12 protein-coding genes are annotated in these 18,687 nt (G+C 55.6%); all 12 read right to left on the minus strand.

Annotation, left to right across the window (positions count from 1 at the left end; genetic code table 11):
- Window positions 1–11: 11 nt before the first annotated feature.
- Complete coding sequence (locus HFD95_RS02775) at window positions 12–1,877, minus strand: ABC transporter ATP-binding protein (RefSeq protein WP_167429797.1); 1,866 nt, start codon at window positions 1,875–1,877, stop codon at window positions 12–14.
- 15 nt (window positions 1,878–1,892) lie between these two features.
- Window positions 1,893–2,858 carry an N-acetyl-D-Glu racemase DgcA gene (dgcA, locus tag HFD95_RS02780; protein WP_143790020.1) on the minus strand — a complete coding sequence of 322 codons (966 nt, stop codon included), beginning with the start codon at window positions 2,856–2,858 and terminating at the stop codon, window positions 1,893–1,895.
- Between the two features lies 1 nt (window position 2,859).
- Window positions 2,860–3,867, minus strand: coding sequence for an N-acetyltransferase DgcN (dgcN, locus tag HFD95_RS02785; RefSeq protein ID WP_167429798.1), 1,008 nt, complete (start codon window positions 3,865–3,867; stop codon window positions 2,860–2,862).
- Window positions 3,868–4,228: 361 nt separating this feature from the next.
- On the minus strand, window positions 4,229–4,624 hold the full coding sequence (locus HFD95_RS02790) for a hypothetical protein (protein WP_233267941.1): 396 nt from the start codon (window positions 4,622–4,624) through the stop codon (window positions 4,229–4,231).
- A complete protein-coding gene (locus HFD95_RS02795) occupies window positions 4,621–8,988 on the minus strand; it encodes an RHS repeat-associated core domain-containing protein (protein ID WP_167429799.1) in 4,368 nt (1,455 codons plus the stop codon). Before HFD95_RS02795 ends, HFD95_RS02790 begins: the two co-directional genes overlap by 4 nt.
- A 3-nt stretch (window positions 8,989–8,991) precedes the next feature.
- A complete protein-coding gene (locus tag HFD95_RS02800; RefSeq protein ID WP_010246011.1) occupies window positions 8,992–9,432 on the minus strand; it encodes a DcrB-related protein in 441 nt (146 codons plus the stop codon).
- Between the two features lie 17 nt (window positions 9,433–9,449).
- Window positions 9,450–10,295 carry a hypothetical protein gene (locus tag HFD95_RS02805; RefSeq protein ID WP_132498476.1) on the minus strand — a complete coding sequence of 282 codons (846 nt, stop codon included), beginning with the start codon at window positions 10,293–10,295 and terminating at the stop codon, window positions 9,450–9,452.
- Between the two features lie 68 nt (window positions 10,296–10,363).
- Window positions 10,364–10,882, minus strand: coding sequence for a hypothetical protein (locus HFD95_RS02810; RefSeq protein WP_233273060.1), 519 nt, complete (start codon window positions 10,880–10,882; stop codon window positions 10,364–10,366).
- A gap of 237 nt (window positions 10,883–11,119) precedes the next feature.
- Entirely contained in the window at window positions 11,120–11,899 is a 780-nt protein-coding gene (locus tag HFD95_RS02815; RefSeq protein WP_167429801.1) for a hypothetical protein, read from the minus strand.
- Window position 11,900: 1 nt separating this feature from the next.
- Window positions 11,901–14,486 carry a type VI secretion system Vgr family protein gene (locus HFD95_RS02820; protein ID WP_167429802.1) on the minus strand — a complete coding sequence of 862 codons (2,586 nt, stop codon included), beginning with the start codon at window positions 14,484–14,486 and terminating at the stop codon, window positions 11,901–11,903.
- 16 nt (window positions 14,487–14,502) lie between these two features.
- Complete coding sequence (locus HFD95_RS02825; protein ID WP_111533704.1) at window positions 14,503–16,008, minus strand: serine/threonine-protein kinase; 1,506 nt, start codon at window positions 16,006–16,008, stop codon at window positions 14,503–14,505.
- Between the two features lie 27 nt (window positions 16,009–16,035).
- Window positions 16,036–18,645, minus strand: coding sequence for a type VI secretion system ATPase TssH (tssH, locus tag HFD95_RS02830; protein ID WP_167429803.1), 2,610 nt, complete (start codon window positions 18,643–18,645; stop codon window positions 16,036–16,038).
- Window positions 18,646–18,687: the final 42 nt, after the last annotated feature.

Consider the following 18,687-nt stretch of genomic DNA (forward strand, 5'->3'; position numbering starts at 1 on the left):
GTCGTTAAGGATTATTGCAATGCAATGCCGTCAGCTACCCAGTGCTGGGGGGCAACCTGCCGATATCGGGTTTTAGTGACCGTTTCACCCACCTTACGCAACGGCGAGGGGATTTCGCTGTCATCGAAAATACGGGGCTGACGGTTTTCAGGATCCGCTACCGGCACGGAGGCCAGCAGACGTTGGGTATAGGGGTGTTGCGGCTGATTAAATACCGACTGGCGCGGTCCAAGCTCCACAATCTGGCCGAGGTACATCACCGCGACGCGATTCGCAATACGCTCGACGACCGCCATATCGTGAGAGATGAAAATCCATGCCACACCCGTTTTCTGCTGCAGGTCCATCATCAGATTGACCACCTGCGCCTGAATCGAGACATCAAGGGCCGATACCGCTTCATCAGCAATAATCACTTTCGGTTTCAGCGCCATGGCGCGGGCAATGGCAATACGCTGACGCTGACCGCCAGAAAATTCGTGCGGATAACGACGCGCGTGCTCTGGCAGGAGACCGACGCTCTTGAGCAGCGCATCTATCTGTGGGGAAGCCTGTTCAAGCGAAGAGACCATGCCATGTAACAGCAACGGCTCGGCAATGGTGAAACCCACCGTCAGGCGGGGATTCAGTGACGCATAGGGATCCTGAAACACCATCTGAATTTCACGGCGGAGCGGCTGGAATTCTGCCTCTTTCAGGTCAGAGATTTCCTTTCCTTCAAAGTGAATACTTTCAGCTTCACTGTTGATAAGGCGCATCAGCGCCCGTCCGGTTGTCGATTTGCCGCAGCCGCTTTCACCCACGATGGCCAGGGTCTCACCTGGCCACAGACTGAAATCAATCTGCTCAACCGCATGCACATGATGCGTCAGGCTCGATAAGATGCCGCTGCGAATCGGGTAATAGACTTTTAATCCGCGCACATCCAGCAGCGGCGCCACGTCATAGCGCGCGGTATGCTGTTCGCCTTGCACAGTCTCGCGGGCACCGGGCAGAGGAAAGCGTTGCGGCCATGTGTGTTCCCGCATATCACCGAGTTTTGGTACTGCCGCCAGTAACGCTTTGGTATACGCATGCTGCGGGGCGGCAAAAATCTCAGACACGGTTCCCTGCTCTACCACTTCGCCACGCAGCATGACCACCACGCGATCGGCGATTTCCGCTACCACACCCATATCATGAGTGATAAACAGCACCGCCATTTGTTTCTCGCGTTGCAGCTCACGCAGAATATGGAGAATGCGCGCCTGTACGGTGACATCCAGCGCTGTGGTAGGCTCGTCGGCAATCAGGAGTTGTGGGTCACAGGCAAGGGCCTGCGCAATCATCACACGCTGCCGCATGCCGCCTGACAGCGAGTGAGGATAGCTTTTCATGACGCGATCCACATCGGCGATACGCACCTGTCGCAGCAATTCACGCACCCGCGCATGGGCCTGCTTTCTGTCGCACTGCTGATGATCGCGTAATGCCTCGGTAAGTTGATCATCAATGCGCAGCACCGGATTCAGCGAGGTCATGGGCTCCTGAAAGATCATCGCCATTTCACGGCCACGCAACGTGCGGCGCTGAGCGTCATCCAGCGTTTCTAACGCATGCACTTTTCCGCTGCGGTCTCGGAACTGCATGCTGCCGCCATCGACACGTCCGTTGTTTGCCAGCAAGCCCATCACAGCCAGCGACGTGACAGATTTACCTGAGCCACTTTCACCCACGATGGCGACGATTTCACCTGGATGAATGGCAAAACTGATGCCTTTGAGTGCCTGATTCTCACCGCTGCGTCCATGAAACGAGACGCTGAGATCCTGAATCGCCAGCACGGGAGAGGCAGAGGCAGCGCGGGTTGCAGGGGAAGTACGTTGTGTGTCCGTCATCGTCGCCTCACAGAGTTATAGCCAGATACGGCCTTGGGAGTAGCTCAGGAAAGGAGAACTGTCGGCGGCAAGCCAGATGGGGCCATCCAGATCGACGAACTCAGCGTTAACCGCGACGGGCAATGCGGCCTCCATGGCCAGTGACGAGCCCAGCATGCAACCGACCATAATGCGCATATTGAGCGTCCGGGCTTCATCCACCATCGCCAGCGCTTCAGTCAGGCCACCGCACTTATCCAGCTTGATATTGATCATCTCGTAGCGATCGCGTAATCCGGCAATATCCGCCCGCGTATGGCAGCTCTCATCGGCACAGACCGGTATGGGATGTTTGAAACGTAACAGGTCATGGTCCTGTCCGGCGGGAAGGGGTTGCTCCACCATCGCGATGTTGAAGGCCTTCAGTGCCACCAGCAGGCTTTCCAGTTCCAGACCCGACCAGGCTTCATTGGCATCGATAATGAGCGTGGCATGCGGTGCCGCCGCGCGAATCGCCGCCACTTTTTCCAGAATTTCACTGCGGTCGAGCTTAATTTTGAGCAGGATGGCGCCTCGTGACACGGCATCCGCCGCTGCGAGAGCCATATTTTCCTGCGTATCCAGGCTAAGGGTTTCTGCCGTAATGACTGACTCAGGCTGAGAGCAGGTGCTCTTTTGCCAAAGCGTTTGATTAGCCCGTGCGCCATCAAGTCGCCATAGCGCACAGTCCAGCACGTTGCGCGCTGAACCGGCGGGTAAGCGGTGTTGCAGATCATGATGGCTGAGGCCCGACTCAATGTCAGTGCGTACCGCTTCGAGCATGGCCTGAACGCTATCCGGCGTCTCATCGTAGCGGGCCGTTGGTGTGCATTCGCCCTGCCCGATGAATCCCTCCTGCTCCAGGGTGACACGGATGACCGTCACGGCGGTACGGGTACCGCGTGCGATAGCAAAGGGTCGCGCCAGCGGCAGCTCCACCACATCAATCTGCAACTTTCTCATTTCAGCCACGCTCCTGAAGCAGTGCGGCGATCTCATCAATACCAAAACGCACCGGATCTGTGGCAGGTAAGCCAAACTCAGCGCTGATTTCGGCGCAATAAGCGAGCGCCTCTTCTTCGCTGTAATTGGAGGTATTGATAGCAAAGCCAGCCAGCTGAACCGACTCACTGGTCACCTGTGCGGCACGCAGATTGGCTTCAACGCACGCCTGCAGGCTGACCATGGGCTGGTGTGGTAAATGACGCATATGAGGACGTCCCATTTCATGGCACATGACCAGCCAGTGTGGTTGCGCACCGTGCATCAGCCCCATACTGACGCCCGCATAAGAGGGGTGGAACAGTGAGCCCTGGCCTTCAACGATGTCCCAGTGGTCCTCGTCATTCGCCGGTGAAAGCGCTTCTGCTGCACCGGCAATAAAATCAGCGATGACCGCATCCACAGCAATGCCCTCCCCTGCGACCAGAATGCCGGTCTGCCCCGTGGCACGAAAATCAGCTTTCAGGCCGCGCGCACGCATCGCCGCTTCCAGCGCCAGTGAGGTGTACATCTTGCCCACTGAGCAGTCTGTACCCACCGTCAGTATCCGCTTACCTGAACGCTTCTTACCGCTGCCCACACTGAGCGCTGGACGCATATGACGCAGGTCAAAAAGCTCAACGCCAGAAGCCTGTGCAAGCGTCACCAGTTCCGGCTCATCAACCAGCCGATGGTGCAGACCACTGGCCACATTCATGCCTGCTTTAATGGCACCTTTGATCGTTTCCAGCCAGTGCGCTGGCAGATAGCCCCCGGCATTGGCAGTGCCAAGCACCAGCGTTTTTGCGCCGCGCGCTTTGGCGCCGGGAATATCCAGTTCATCCAGACCCAGACTGACCGTGCAGCCCGGCAGTTTAATTTCGCCAACGCACTGCTCCGGCCGCCAAGTATGAATACCGCGCGCCGTTTTTGCCGCAAGGGGATCGGTAACATCGCCAAGAAAGAGTAAATAGGGTTGTGGGATTAGCATGTTGTCTCTCGTTTCAGCCAAAAGATCAGGTTCTGAAACCACTATTTCATGCGCTCTGAAAGGTGACGAATGCTTGTTTAGCAGGAGGGTATAACGGCAGGTTATAGCCAGAGGTAATAGTGATGATGGATGGGTTTTTCAGGGGGATTGGAGGGAGGTCAGATTAAAATATGGGGCGAGCCATAGGAAAAGGAGATGTTTATGCAGGCAGAAAGGATGGGCTATGGACCGGAGCAGGAGAAGGTAAAATGGCTTATAGAATATTTAACGCCGGGCCGCTGGCGAGACATTCATGACGAATGCCAGCGACCCGGCCGGCTTATATCAGCGCAACAGAAAATCCCAAAACGGAAATAATATTTTAAATATCAGAATTTTTATTCTTAATACCCAAAACTTCACGCCCCCAGCGTAGTTCTTCTTCAGTTTTCTTCCTTAACTCTAAAATGACATATCCTAATAACTCATGTAAATTTTGGCCAAGATACAATTTAAAAAAATACCCTTCATTCCTTATGTTAATAAGGAACACTGTATCCTCATGGTTTTTCTCCAGTTCGGTTATTAGCTTTTCTAAGCCTATCGCATTTAATCCTGAGCGTTTAGCATTCTCATAATGAACTTTCATCAAGCGCAATTCATTTTCTTTATTGCATTCAAAAGCAGCAATTTTATTATTGCCATTATTGTTCAATAAGCCCTTGTAAATCTCAGGAAAATGCTCATCTATAAGCTTGGATGCTTTTAAGTCAATCACGGCAGAAATACCTCCACATCACCAAACCGAACTCCTTTCATTAATATCTCTCGCTCCATCCATTCATCAAAGGAATATTCCCACGACCAGGCATCACCTGGTTTAGGTGCTCCCGTTTTAACTCTGAGCACAACACCCTCTGCACCAGCGAACCCTCGCGCAACAGCAGGATCATCAGTCCATGAAGTAAATGGACTATCTCCAGACACACCGCCGAAGTTATGCTCTTCAGGAGATATTTTAGAATTTACATTACCCGGTACAACCTTACCTTTCAAAGCATTATCCCATTCAGGATGACCTTTATGTATCCCTCTGTAATTATATTGCCCTTGCTCAGCCTCGGGTAACCGCTTTGTTGGTTTATCACCACATGCTGTCAGCCCCCAAGGATCCACCCAACCCAGCGCGTTCGGCGCATACTGGTAAAGGTTGATCCCGCCCGCCAGCCCTATCGGGTCCTGCTGGGTAAACCGTCCGCTGTCCGGGTCATAATAACGAAACAGATTGTAGTGCAGTCCGGTTTCCCGGTCCAGGTACTGGCCCTGCATACGCAGGTTCTGCTGAACGACCGGCATCCGCTGGCTGGATTCACGCAGCAGTTTGCCCCAAGGACTGTTGATCCCTTCCCAGGCTTTTTGCCCTTCACCGTCAGTCAGCAGCTCCGGCATTCCGTTGGCCGCATTATGGAACCAGTAAATCTCCGGGCTTTCCACACCATCAATACGCGCCAGCGGCTCATAGCTCTGGCTGTCGCTGTAAACATAGGTCAGCGGGATCCCGTCGTGGATTTCCTGCAGCAGGCGGTAGCCTTCCCATACAAAGCGCGTCGTGACGGCGTTGCCCGACGGCCTGCCCTGTAACAGCTGCTGGCTGGTTTTACTGATGCGGCGTCCCAGCGGATCGTAGCGGAAACTCACCTTAGTGCGCGGCTTATTGCGGTCCCGCGGCTCGCTGATCACATCCGTCAGGCGATGCTCACCATCATAGCGATAACGCCAGCGGGTGTGCCCGTCATCTTTCTCAGTGGTACGGCCATGAATATCGTACTGCCAGCGGATACCGTTCAGTTCGGTGACGCGGTTATGCATGACATGAGCGGCACTATGGCGATCCAGCGGGTTGCCTGCGCCATCCCAGCGCCACTGTTCATTACCCGGCTGCGCACCGTCCTGAGACAACAGCCGCCCGGCGTTATCGTAGTTCCATAATGTCTGGCTGAACGGATTATCGTCGCGCTCTTCACGGATCAGGTTGTTGCCATAATCGAAGTCGCGCCGGCGGGACCAGACGCGCGGTGCAGGTCGCTGTGCGTCCCCCTTAAACACGTCGCGGCGGCGCAGTCTGCCTAAGCGATCGTATTCACTGCGCATGGTCAGGCCGCCCTGCGTCCGGCTCAGTTCCCGATGCAGCGTGTCACGGGTAAACTCGGTGACCGGCAGGTTGTCCAGCGCGATGCTCAGTAAATGGCCGCTACCGTAATAAAGCTGCTTCAGGTTGCGGCCATCCGGCAGCGTCAGGGCAGTGCAGTTGCCCAGCGCGTCATACTCCCAGGCCAGTTCGCCCTGCTCCCCCTGCTCAGCAACGATGCGGCCCAGCGCATCGTACTTAAAGTTAATCTCCTGCTCGGCCTGCTGGCTCCACTCGGTGTCAGACAGCGGCAAATGCTGCGACACTTTGCCCAGTTGCCCCCCACCGCTGTAGTGATAGCGCGTCTGGCCTTCCGGCGTGGTCCGCTCCAGCAGTTGCCCCGCACGGCTCCAGTGATAGCGATGGGTAATGGACTGAGGATGTCCGGCGGCAAAGGTGCGTGATACCGTGCGGCCCGCCGCATCATAGTCATATCGTGTGGCAACACCATCCAGCCCGACCTGGGCCAGCAACAGAGAATCTGCGCCCCACTCGAACTGATACTGTTCTCCGTTCTCATTTTGCAGCGCCGTCAACCGGCCACGGCTGTCCCAGCTTCGCTGAACCGTCTCACCCTGCGCATTACGGTTGGCGATCAATCGCCCGACATTGTCGTAACGGAATTCACTGCGCTTGCCATCAGCCGATTCATAGGCCAGCGGCAGTCCGTTTTCACTCCAGTGCAACCGCTCTTCCCATCCTTCTGCACGTTCCAGCTGAAGAGGACGGCCTGCTGCATCATAGTGATAACGGGTTTCTTCACCATCCGGCGCGATGACACAGCTGAGCCAGCCCAGGGGATGATAACGGTAGCGCGTGGTCAGCCCTGAACAGTCGGTTTCACGGATAACCTGGCCGGCATCATTAAACTCACGGCGGTAGCTATTACCTGCTGCGTCAGTCTCTTCGACAACCAGTCCGAACTCATCCCGCTGATAGAGCGTGCTTTGCCCGAGCGCATCAACAACACGTTCAAGGCCGTGATGGGGATCGTAATAGTATTTCGTTGTGGAACCATCTGCTCCGGCAACAACCGTGGGCAACGAACGGTGTGACAGCCACTGCACCGCCTGCACACCACCGTCAGCATCCTTCTCTTCAACACGGTTGCCCAGATCGTCATAGGTGAAGCTCACCGCGTTGCCCAGCGGATCGATGCGACGCGTCAGGAGTTCGTTTTCATCCCACTCATAACGCCACTTCTCGCCGCGCTCGTCGATAAAACAGGTGATGAGTCCCGCGGCATTCCAGTGGTGTTCGCGCTGCTGACCGTCATAGGTCGACACGCGGGTGATGCCCGCCTCAAGATCGTAATGCATGTGGCAGCCATCACCGCTGTTGGTGCGGTTTTCTACAACGCGCCAGTGATCCAGCTTCTGCCAGCGATATTCACTCTCCAGCCCGCCCGGCAGTTGGTGCCAGACCATCAATCCATCGTCGTTGTAACGGAAGCGTCGTGAGACAACGCCTGCGGCATCAGTAACGCTGGCAAGCTGGCCCCGATCATTGTAGGTCCAGCGCATGAGAGGCCAGTGCTGATCGCCATCAAAATGGCTGGCTGATGTCGGACGCCGCGCGTGCTGTTTGTCGTCGTAGTGCAGCGTGACGTCAATCGCCAGCGGCGCGTCATGGATACGTACCAGGCGGGCCTGTTCATCCCAGCCCATCTCCAGCGCATTACCGTACTCGTCGCTCAGTGAAGCCAGCCGCAGCACCTGCGGATCAGCGGCCGTGCGCCTGTAAAGACGCCATACCGCACCGTCATCATCGGCAATGGCGATATCGCCAGACTCGTTGCGGCGCACCATCAGCCCTTCGCTGATGCTGTAAAGCACCTCTTTGTCACCGGGAACGTCAAAACTCAGTTCGCGCCCGTTGTCATCAAACCAGGTCGCCCGATTCCCTTCCAGCGTCAGGTAGCTGTCAAACACCGTGGCCCAACCCTGACCAAACAAGCCAGCGCGCTGAGTCAGACTGTTATAGCTGCGCTGAAAACTGAGCGGGAAACGTCCTGGAAGGGAAAAATCGCGCTCGGCATCATCATTAAGGACTTTGACGCCGGTCGCCGCATGAACCGGAAACAGCGACGAGAAGGCCGCATTGATAGCCATGTCCGCCGCCATACCGCCCACGGCACCGGCCAGCGCGCAGGGCATGTTTTTGATGATCTGACTGGGGCGACCACGGATGAGGGAAAGGCCGATCATCATCACGGCCAGACCTGGCACCTTGCCACTTTTGATCTCTCTGACCGTGACGGTTTCACCACCAATGATGACATTGGGGGAAACATCGTCGCTCACGGTGGCGTCACAGGTGGTTTTATCCTTTGCGCGCACTGCAGGCTGGCCATTGATAAAGACGCTTTTCGATCCCTGAGCCAGATATTGCGGTGCGCTGTGTTTTTCACAGGCCACTTTGTCCTGCTCCAGCGGAGAGGTGCCCGCATCGGCGGAGGCTACCGTGGGCTGCCACATTGCACTGCCAAACTGGCCGACCGCAGAGAGCAACATGCCGCCATAGTCGGCGAAGCTCTGCGGCGATTGTGGTTCCGGTGGCGGTGTCTCGCCGGGCGTGAGCATCCCGGCCGCGCGTGCGGCTAAAAGACCATTAACGTAGACATTCACTGATCCAGTGGCGATTACTCCGGCAGGTGACGGCGGGAATATCATGTTTCCCAGCCCATCGGCCGCTTTGCTGATCTCTTGTGACAGACCAACGGCATTGGCCAGTACACCACCCAGAATACCGCTGAGCAGGCAACTGTTACCCACGGCTGCTACACTCGCCGCTGCCGCCCCTGTGCCCAGCAGAGGCGCTGCCGAGACGATAGCAGCACCCACTGCGGCACCAATGACGGCATAGGCCGCACCTTCCGCAACAATGCTTGTGATATCAGCGAAAATGCTGGAGTGAATGATCTCGTCGCCCACGCGGGCAGCAGGGTTATCCATAGGTTATGCTTTCCGTGGATTGTTCAGACTCAGGCTTTGTTTAAATGCACTCCAGCGCTGTCCATCCTCTTCATTGAATGGACGCATGGCTGAGAGCGTAAAAATCATTAAGATGTTCGAATCAGGCACCTGTGTAGCCAGCTGTTTCTGCCACACTGCCTGCCCGTTACGGTCAAATACGGTTTCAACTTCTACCGCGTGTAATGTGTTATCCACACCTGCCATCAAACGTACAAATTCAGTCTGCTGGATATGGCCCATCTGACTCCGCAATGTGTCCCACTGACGCTGGAACTCTTTTTCAGCATCACTGCCCTCAGAAATAACGCCACGGCTCACAACCCATGCCAGCCCACTGGCTTCATCGCGGAGAATATTCATGGTGGTGTCCTGCCAGGCAGCAGGAAAAAGCGCAAAGGCGCCCTCATTGAATTGGTAATGCATATTGGGTATCCGTTTTATTAATTGTTTGTGGCGGGTGGAATAAGGCTATGATATTCGCCATCAACGTTATCGGCATTAGTGAGTATCTGTGTATTATCACGCGCAACTTTAATGTCGAAAAGTCGATGCGTAATATCAGGATCGCCACCGCAACTGGCGTCGTGATTATCTTCACGAACCGTAATAACAAAGAAACTTTCATCACTGCTGTCGTCAAGATCGTATCGCAGGCATTTCTCATCGAGGGTGGTCAGTTGCCAGGTATGAATTGCTTCGGTTGCAGCGCTGATAGCCTGGTCAGCGCTGATTTCGCTTTGCTCTGCCCCCATGTCTGTTTTCAACATGATGCAACTGACCTTTCCCTGGTCAATCTGAAACATCAACTGTTTCCCGCCAGACGGGTAGACAAGCCAGTGCTGATTATCACTGTTATCTTCTTTTCCGGGTCCATAGGCTTGCTGAACCTGTTCCAGGCTATCGCCTACCTTTATATTTCGGGACGTCGGCACATTGGCATTTTCCAGTAGGATCTCAGCCAGAACCGTGTGGCTGGCATCTCCCACCGCCGCCGCGCTGAACAACTCAAAGCCGTCATAGCTATGCTGGAAGTAGTTGTACTGCTGGTTATTGATAGCCACTTCTCCGGCCAGAACTGAACTCAGAGCCTTACCAGCCCGTACGAAGCTTTCATTGCTCCATGTGTCTCCGGGAGTGAAAGCATAGTCGTTTAGCAGAACGGAAAAATCGCCCTCGTTAAGGGCAGGAACAGACGATTCCGTGCTGGATTCGGCCCTGGCAATGCAGGATAAAACCATGAGAACAGACACAAATATAAGGCTGGTGAAAAAACGATTTACAATCATTGTGTTTTTATCGGAGTAAAGGCATAAGGGCCTCAAATATGAGGCAATGGATTCAACATCACGTTCTTTTACTCATCGGCAGTAATAATAATTTTATTCAGGCAATCAGGGTTTTTGGCAGAAAATGAAAACGTGATGACCTGTCCATTAATATCTGGGGATGATGTATAGCTGGTCACTTCGTTTTCAGACTGCCCCCGAGGATAATCGGTTAACTTAACACTCTGATAGTGCTTTTTGACATCATCGAGCGAGAGGCATTTCCCATGAGGAATAAAGCTAAGGAAAGGGGGCATGCCATCAGATGTTTTACTTAAACGCAATTCAATATCCGTAATCTCCGAAGCATCTTGTAGTTTTACAGGATTAGCCTGATAGAAATTAATGTACTCATTTTGACTTTTTAATGTAAACGCCAGTGGTACGTGATGAATACGTTCCACAGATAGATTCTTTATGGAGGTACTCATTTTTGTAACAAAACCCCATATATCTTCTTTTTGCATCTTCGCTTCCACTATTCCGCTTAACATGAAACCAGCCATTAATAAAATAAACACCTTACTTTGTCGGATAATTTTTATCATACCAGCCCCCATAGTAATCTTCGTAAAGTTGATTGGTAGTGGAGGTTTTTTCACCTTTACCGAATATACGACCAAACGGAAATGTCACCATGTTAAGGGCGGGTCCTGACGATTATTTACTGGATTCAGCCCTGGCAATGCAGGATAAAAACCTGAGGAAAGGAAAAAATATAATGCTGACAAAAATGGTTTACATGACAGCGCACAAAAATGACGCACTGTCATGCAGAGATTTAATTAGTTGGAATCACTCTTCCACTTTCCGTCTTCAGATAGTACGATTTTATTATTAACAACAACAGTAAGATTACTAATTACATTATTGATAATATAGGTTGCATCATGATTACGGAATTTATAACTCAACACCGGGCAGGATGCTTGACCACAATCACTTTTCATGGCTTTGCCTTTTAATCTGACAACTGCCCCATCTGATTTCCTTACACCCTCATAACTAACGTCATTACACTCCGAACCCACAGGGCAAAGCGACGTTATTCTGATTTTGAATTTTTCCGTCTCGAAAACTTTCTCGCTATTGCTTTGCATTTCTTTTTGGTTTTTAGCAGGAGTAACTGACTGTTCTTTATCAAAACGCTTTGCCCAACTCACAATATCTTCCTGCATTTTATTATTTGCAAGATCATTGCTTACATAATGTATTTTATTATCTTCAGGCAGCATCCATGCAGCATACACTTTACCGTCAGGCTGTATAACAAATGCTGAAGCCTGCTCAAGATAAAGATCTTTTAACCAGCCCTCGACAAATATACCCCCCTTAGCTGTTTTGTGAGGCTCGCCAAATACATCAAAATTCTGGCTAAAGTCACTGTACTCGCTGCCTAAAACAGATTTTAAACTGGAAACGACTTTCTGGTCATTAAAAATAGCTGAAACACTATTCAGGTTATTATACTGAGAATAAGCCGTCTGGGTATCCGATGCTGTTGCAACACCTATTGAACCACCTGTAAAAACGACCAGAAAAAATAACTTAATAAATAGATTCATTTCATTCACCTGAAAACTTCAAAAATTCAGCAGCTTCATTGGTATAGCGCTTAGTCAAACCGGTTGAATAATGATCCCACCAGTTATATGAAACACCATTTTTCACCGTAGTGGTTGAACCATATATAGCCTTGTCATAATTCAATCTGGCGCTGACAAGGTCATTTTGGAATTCAGAAGAACCCATTTTTTCAACATAGTCAATAGATTTTTCAGTGAGTTGTGAAGATTTGACGATATCATCACCACTCATAGAATTGAGTATAGCCTGAGCACCTCCCACTCCTCTCATGTGTGCTAATGACATAACGGCTGCTTGTTTTCCTGGATCACTAAAATTAAGCGCCCCGGCTTTTTGGGCTGTCTGGTTCATATATTTTGACACCACCTCAAATTCTTCATCACTCCCCTGACCATACTTCTTCCTGGCGGCTGCGATATCTTTATATGCAGGCCCAAATCCTTTTCTGAAACCGTACATTTCCGGAACACCGCCCTGTTCACCACCCGCTCCTTCTGACTTCATAATTGATCGAACAACACTGTCATCAAGTTTCTTAGCGTCATCCGAATTAGCGGTTTGTTTTAACGGCGCAGCCGCCCCTTTCGCCGGTGCCGCCGCAGCTTTTGGCGCAGCCGGAGCTGCCTGTCCTTTCTGCTTCGGCGGGAACAGATTCTCTACGGCCTGGCTGATATTCTGTTTATGACTGGAGCCCGGTGCGCTTGTGCCCGGCTTCGCGCCATCCGTGTTCAGGTTCAGTTTGCCGCCAGAGGTGGTGATGTGACCATCGCCCTGCACGAAAATATTGAACCCCTTGCCCACAATATTAATCTGACCGTTCGCATTAAGTTCGATAGCACTCTCTCCGCATTCAAGGCGAAGTTTGGTGCCCGAACCCACTACATAGGTATCGACCACCGCATCGAGTTTGCCCTTACCGGTCAGCCGCTCTTCGCCCCCTTTTACACCGTGGACACGGTTGGTTTCGACACGATAGAGCTCATTGCCGCCCGCGTAATGGCTGTGATTGTTGGCGACTGAATGGCTGGCGTCATTTTTAACATGCGTATCCATGTTCTTCTGCGCCTGAATCCACAGATGTTCCTCACCCGACTTATCCTCAAACCTTAACGCATTCGCGGTGTCCGCCGTGCCATCCTTCGACCGGCTCAGAAAGCCCATCTGCGTCGCCGCCGCCGGCAGCGCCCACGGCGGCATGCTTGCCTCGTTGTAAACCCGGCCGATGATCAGCGGACGGTCCGGATCGCCGTTGATGAAGTCCACCACCACTTCGTCGTTCACTCGCGGGATCTGCACCCCGCCAAATCCCTGGCCCGCCCAGGCGCTGGAGACGCGCACCCAGCAGGAGCTGGTGTCATCGCCCTTCGCCAGCCGGTCCCAGTGAAACTTCACCTTTACCCGGCCGTAGCGGTCGGTCCAGATCGACTCGCCTTTGGGTCCCACCACCTTCGCCGTCTGCGGGCCGTGCGTTTTCGGCCACGCCGTTTCGGGCGGCGTGCGGTAGGTCACTGACGACGGCAGCACCGTGAAGTGGATGTTGTGACGGCTGTCGCCGGTGTCGCCGCTGGCGTAACTGTTTTCGGCAAAGTCATAGGTCGCCGAGGTCACCAGATACTCGCCGTTGTCGCTGAAGTGCGGCGCGTTGATGATGGAGAAGGTAAAGCCCGGCGCGATGCCGGTGGCCGTGCCAGACCCGCTGACGCTGTGGTGCTCGGCCTGCCACACCTCCTGACGGATGCGCGCGTAGGACTCGCCGTGGCTGTGGTCGACAAAATGGCCCGGCCAGTCGTAAACGTCCACCGAGCCCGGCACCGGCGACGCCGGGTTCTGCCGCGCCTGCAGCATCCAGGCGTTCGGCTTGCGGAAGTCATAGTCGTCGGTGCTGTAGATGCCCGGCGTCACGCTCTCCGCCAGCGACCACTGGCTGATGCCCTCTTCAGTGACGACGCCGCCCGACGGGGTGACGTGATAGGCAATGGTCTCATAGCCCGGAAACGCCTGATGCTGGTCCGGCGCGTCGCACAGCACCAGCGTGTGTTTGTCCGACTCGTGGCGGAAGAAGTAGTAAATCCCCTCCAGCTCCATCAGGCGGCTGATAAAGTCCAGGCTGCTCTCCTGATACTGCACGCAGTACTCCCACACCCGGTAGCTGCCCGCCAGGCGCGTCTCCACATTGACCCCGTACTCCTTCAGCAGCGTCTGCACAATCTGCGGCACCGTCTGGCTCTGGAAGATGCGCAGGTTGCGGTCGCGCTTCATCGGCCACAGGTCCGGCTCAACCGTCAGCTCATAGACCGCGTAGCGGGTGCCGCTCAGCTCCTGGCTGCGCACCGCCACCCGGGTGATTTTGCCGTTGAGGTAGCGCGGGCTCAGCGCGTTCATCAGCCCGTCGGTCGGCAGCGTAAACGTCACCGGCTTCCCCAGCAGGGCGTGGCGGTCGATGCGCGCGTCGGTGGCCAGCAGTTCAGCGGTGAGCACAAACGGACGGGACAGCGTCTCGGTCCCCTTAAGCGTATGGAACAGCAGGCCGTCCGCCGGCAGCTGTGCAGTAATGCGTGAGAACATAAGTAATCCCTGACTATTAACTGTGTGGATCGAGCAACCAGACACCTTCTTCACTGATGTTCAGCGTTTGTTCGCGGGTGCCACTCTGGCCGCTGATGGCGAAGGTGTAGTTGCCCGGCGCCAGTTGCAGCGTGGCGAAGCCATTCACCGCCGGCACCAGCGCCTGCGGCTGACCGTTCACCTGAACGCGTTCACCCTGCTGCAGACGGATATAGACCTGGGCGACCGGCGCGGGTGGTGGTGCCGGTTGTGGATCGGGTTCACGTGCGGCGGTCTGCACCGGCTCAGCAGTCTGAGCCGGTGCGCTGGCAACGGTATCCGGCGGGGCCTCAGTCTGAGTCGGAGGCGCAGCAACCGGCTGGTTAACCGGCGCGACGGTGGCGGCAGGTGCGCTGTTTTGCGCGGTCTCAGCCGGCGGTGTCTGTTCGTTACCGCGTGACATCAGCAGACCGGCGCCCAGGCCGACCAGCACGCCAGCGGCAACCAGGCCCGGCAGTGCAAAGCGGTGTCCCAGCAGCGTTTTCAGTTTAGAGGCGGGTTTGATCACCTCCTCTTCTTCTTCAATCGGCACCAGCATGGTGCCCGGTCCGCTCATTTTTGCGCTGAGCAGCGGTTCCGGTTCGCGTTCCGGCAGCGCCATCAGCGCAGCAAAATCATCAATGCTCTGCGGACGATCTTCCGGTTTCAGCGCCAGCGCGCGATCGACGGCGCTGAGTAGTGCTGTCGAGTAGCCCGCCAGACGACGCTGTACCAGCGGCTGGTAGTTATCTTCGATGCTGCGCACCACGCTGACTGGCGGTGGCGCACCGGTGATCAGGGTATGCAGCACCGCGCCCAGCGCGTAAATATCGGTCCACGCGCCCTGCTCGCTCTCGTCGTTGTCGCTGTACTGCTCAATCGGCGCATAGCCGGGACGCAGCATGGTCTCGCTCTCATCCGACAGATTGCCGATAGTTTTACGCGCCGACCCGAAGTCCAGCAGGATCGGCTCGCCACTGCTCTGGATCTGGACGTTATCCAGCGAGATATCGCGATGCAGATAACCCGCTTCATGGATGGTTTTGATCGCGCCCAGCAGCGGTGGCAACATGCGACGGATCCAGGCCTCATTTACCGACTGCGGATTACGTTCGCTGAAGTTCGAGAGTGTGGTGCCGCTGTAGAACACCGTGCCCATGTAGGCGGTGTCGTTCTGCACCCAGAAACGCAGCACATGCAGCAGGTTCGGATGATTAAAGCGCGCCAGCAGACGCGCCTCCTGAATAAAGCTGTTTAGTCCGGCGTGAAAGGTTTTGCTGAACCGTTCGCTGCGCAGCACCAGATTCAGATCATCGCTGCGCACTGCCAGTGAGGCGGGCATAAACTCTTTGATCGCGATATCACGCTCAAGCTGGTGATCCCAGGCGCGATAGACGATGCCAAAGCCGCCACCGCCGATGACCTCTTTGATTTCAAACTCATTGAAGCGGTAACCCAGCGGCAAGGCGTTGGGGACATTCAGGGGTTGATCATGTTCCGACATATTCGATTACTCTCTGATAGCCAGGCTTTAAACCGCGAACTGGCAGACAAATTCACCCTGCTCACAACGCACATCGACGCGGCGATAGCGTTCATCACGGGCGTGGGCGCTCAGCAGGATCTGGCTCATCTGTGGCAACAGCGTGTTGGTAAGGATGGCATCCACCATGCGACCGCCCGACTCGACTTCGGTGCAGCGCTGCACGATCTGGCTCACCACCGACTCGTCGATCTGCGCTTCAATGCCGTGGTTATCATCCAGACGACGCACAATGCGCGCCAGCTGCAGCCGCACAATCTCCGCCAGCATCGCGTCGCTGAGCGGGTAGTAAGGCACCACCAGCAGGCGGCCCAACAGCGCAGGCGGGAACACCTCCAGCAGCGGCTTACGCAGCGCGGTGCTCAGAGCATCGGGATCGGGCATCAGTTCAGGATCGGCACACATCGCGCTGATTAACTGCGTGCCGACATTGGAGGTCAGAATGATGATGGTGTTGCGGAAATCGATGTGCCGGCCTTCGCCATCCTCCATCCAGCCTTTATCAAACACCTGGAAGAAGAGTTCATGCACATCCGGATGGGCTTTCTCAATCTCATCCAGCAGTACCACGCTGTAGGGGCGACGGCGAACGGCTTCGGTCAGCACGCCGCCCTCGCCGTAGCCGACGTAGCCCGGCGGTGCCCCTTTCAGCGTCGAGACGGTGTGCGCCTCCTGAAACTCACTCATGTTGATGGTGATGATGTTCTGCTCGCCGCCGTACAGCGACTCGGCCAGCGCCAGCGCGGTTTCGGTTTTGCCGACACCGGAAGGCCCGCACAGCATAAACACACCGACCGGCTTGTTGGGATTATCAAGGCGCGCGCGCGAGGTGCGTACCCGTCTGGCGATCAGATCCAGACCGTGACGCTGGCCGATGACCCGCTGGTTCAGGGTGTCGGCCAGATTCAGCACCGCGTCGATCTCATTCTTCACCATTCTGCCCAGCGGAATGCCGGTCCAGTCCGACACCACGGCAGCCACCACGCCCGCATCGACGGCGGCAAACAGCAGCGGCGTGTCGCCCTGCAGCGCAATAAGCTGCTGCTGCGTCGCATCACGCTGTTCACGCAGCGCCGCATCCTCTTCTGTCACACAGCGGGCGCGCAACGCAATCAGTGTCTCGACCAGTTCGCGCTCCTGCAGCCAGCGCTGTTGCAGCGCTTCCCGCTCGGCTTCCAGCGCAGTGCGCTGCGCTGCAATCGCCTGCTGGCGGGTGGCGTCGCCCAGGCCCACCCGGATTTCACGTTCGATGATCTCCGCTTCAATCTCCAGCGCCGCCAGACGGTGAAGACAATCTTCCAGCGCCGCGGGCTGCGCGCCCTGGCTAACTGCCACGCGGGCGCAGGCGGTATCCAGCAGCGCCACCGCTTTGTCAGGCAGCTGGCGCGCCGGAATGTAGCGATGCGACAGTTTCACCGCCGCACTGACCGCATCATCCAGCAACAGCACCCGATGATGTTTCTCAAGTGCGCTGACGGTGCTGCGCAGCATCAGAATCGCTTTGGCTTCATCCGGCTCCTGCACCTGCACGGTCTGGAAGCGACGGGTCAGCGCCGGATCTTTCTCAATGTACTTTTTGTATTCCGCCCAGGTGGTCGCGCCGATGGTGCGCAGCTGTCCACGTGCCAGCGCCGGTTTCAGCAGGTTGGCGGCATCACCGGTGCCCTGCTGACCGCCTGCCCCGACCAGGGTGTGGATCTCATCAACAAACAGCACAATCGGCGTCGGGCTGGACTGCACCTCATTGATCAGCGCCTGCAGTCGCGCTTCAAACTCCCCTTTCATGCCGGCACCCGCCTGCAGCATGCCGATGTCCAGCAGCCAGAGCTGCACATCGCGCAGCGGCGCAGGCACATCGCCCGCCGCGATACGCAGCGCAAGGCCTTCGACCACCGCGGTTTTGCCGACGCCCGCTTCGCCGGTCAGCAACGGGTTGTTCTGGCGGCGACGCATCAGGATATCGACAATCTGGCGGATTTCGTCGTCACGTCCGGTTACCGGATCAATGCGGCCTTCACGGGCACGCGCCGTCAGGTCCTGCGCATATTGTGCCAGCGTACTGCCACTGGCGGCGGGCGGTGCGCCGCCAGCATCCGCCGGTGCGCTCAGCACCTGCTGTGCTTCCTTGCTGTTGCTGAGCAGCGTGTCGAACTCCGCCAGCAGCGCATCGGCGTTGACGCGGCTGAACTGACCGGAGATGCCTTTCAGCACGCTGGCCAGGTTGAAGGTTTTCAGCATGCCGATAAGCAGATGGCCGCCGCGAATGCGGGTCGCGCCATATTTCAGCGAGGCGTAAACCCACGCCCGTTCAACGGCGCTGTCGATATGCTCGGAGAGGTCGGAGACCGCACTGGCACCGCGCGGCAGGCGATCCAGCGCGGCAACGATATCCTGAGTCAGGGCCTTTTCATCCAGTGAAAAATGTGTGATGACCTGCTGTAAGTCACCATCCTGCTGCTGCATCAGCTGATGCAGCCAGTGCACCAGCTCGACATAGGGATTGCCGCGCAGTTTGCAAAAGGCGGTGGCGCTTTCCAGCGAGGTAAATAACAGCGTATCCAGTTTGCCGAATAGCACGGCACGGCTGATTTCTGACATAGGGGGCTCTCTTCAATGAAAGACGCAGGCTGTGTAACAGGG

It is taken from the genome of Pantoea sp. EKM10T, assembly GCF_011800685.1.
Classification (GTDB): domain Bacteria; phylum Pseudomonadota; class Gammaproteobacteria; order Enterobacterales; family Enterobacteriaceae; genus Pantoea; species Pantoea agglomerans.